Source organism: Nocardia sp. NPDC058640 (genome assembly GCF_042716995.1).
Classification (GTDB): Bacteria; Actinomycetota; Actinomycetes; order Mycobacteriales; family Mycobacteriaceae; genus Nocardia.
Genome location: NZ_JBHXRG010000004.1, coordinates 35,977 through 37,632, shown reverse-complemented (window position 1 = coordinate 37,632; position 1,656 = coordinate 35,977). Strand labels below are relative to the sequence as shown.

General features: G+C 63.4%; 1 protein-coding gene. It reads left to right on the top strand.

The window, feature by feature from the left end; genetic code table 11:
- Positions 1–309 precede the first annotated feature (309 nt).
- Positions 310–1,560: an urea ABC transporter substrate-binding protein gene (gene urtA, locus ACFWU5_RS08125; protein ID WP_379266569.1), complete on the top strand. Its 1,251-nt coding sequence runs from the start codon at positions 310–312 to the stop codon at positions 1,558–1,560.
- Positions 1,561–1,656: the final 96 nt, after the last annotated feature.

The window sequence follows — 1,656 nt, the reverse complement described above, 5'->3', positions numbered from 1 at the left end:
ACACCGATGGCCCCTCCGGGCGTGCGTACACCCCCACTAGCAACATGGGCTCCCGGCACACCTACTCCACATCACCTACCCGGCGGCCGCCCCACACGCGGGCCGCCCGCCGCTTTTTGAACAATTCACACGGATGAAACAGACGAAACGGGCGTGTGATCGGGAGACATTCTGGGGCAACATCTTCGGTTTAGGGTTCGGCTCACGAATACAGCCGCTGTATACAACTCGGTGTACGCCCAGGCAGCGGTGGTGTTCGTGGTGGCGCGTGTGGCGCGCCGTCGTTACACCTGATGAGGAGAACGCCCCATGTCTGAAACCCGTTTGGTCAAGGCACTTTCGGTGTCTGCCGCGGTGGCCGTCGCCGGCCTGCTACTCACCGGCTGTGGTGCGCGCGACGACGCGTCGACCGGTTCGACCGCCGCGTCGTGTGTCGACACCACCAAGGACACCATCAAGGTGGGCTCGCTGCACTCACTGTCGGGCACCATGGCCATCTCCGAAGTAACCGTGGCCAATTCGACCAAGCTGGCCATCGACCAGATCAACGCCGCGGGCGGGGTCAACGGCAAGAAGATCGAGATCGTGCTCGAAGACGGCGCCTCGGACCCGAAGACCTTCGCCGAGAAGGCGGAGAAGCTGATCAGCTCCGACTGTGTCGCAGCGGTTTTCGGTGGTTGGACCTCGTCGAGCCGTAAGGCGATGAAGCCGAAGTTCGAGAGCCTGAACTCGCTGCTGTACTACCCCGTGCAGTACGAGGGCCTGGAAGATTCCAAGAACATCTTCTACACCGGCGCCACCACCAACCAGCAGATCATCCCCGCGCTGGACTACCTGAAGCAGAAGGGCATCACGTCCCTCTACCTGGTGGGTTCGGACTACGTCTTCCCGCAGACCGCCAACCGCGAGATCAAGGCGTACGCCGCGGCCAACGGCATCGAGATCAAGGGTGAGGACTACACCCCGCTCGGCTCCACCGACTTCTCCACCATCGTCAACAAGGTGCGCGCTGCCAAGGCGGGCGCGGTGTTCAACACCCTCAACGGTGACTCCAACGTCGCCTTCTTCCGCGAGTACACCAATGCGGGCCTGAAAGCCGCTGAGATGCCGGTGGTTTCGGTGTCGATCGCCGAGGAGGAGGTCGCCGGTATCGGCGCGCAGAACATCGCGGGCCAGCTGACCGCCTGGAACTACTACCAGACCGTCGATTCCCCGGCGAACAAGAAGTTCGTCGCTGACTACAAGGCCGCCTTCGGCGCCGACAAGCCCACCTCGGACCCGATGGAAGCCGCGTACGCCTCGGTGTACCTGTGGAAGAACACCGTCGAGAAGGCGAAGTCGTTCGCCGTGGCCGACATTCAGGCCGCTGCCAACGGCGTGAGCTTCGACGCCCCCGAGGGCACCGTCACCATCGACGGCGCCAACCACCACATCACCAAGACCGCCCGCATCGGCGAGATCCGCCCCGACGGCCTGATCTACACCGTCTGGGATTCCGGCAAGGCCATCACCCCGGACCCGTACCTGAAGTCCTACGAGTGGGCCAAGGGCCTCAAGTAAGTCGCCCGAACAGGTGTGGGGCGCGCGGAATGCGCGCCCCACACCGCAGCCCCATTGCAAGGAGTACCCAGCAAAGGTCGTGCTGATAAATGCGCT

Excerpts from the sequence above, each read along its gene's own strand:
- urtA (WP_379266569.1), top strand. The coding sequence starts at position 310 with ATGTCTGAAACCCGTTTGGTCAAGGCACTTTCGGTGTCTGCCGCGGTG.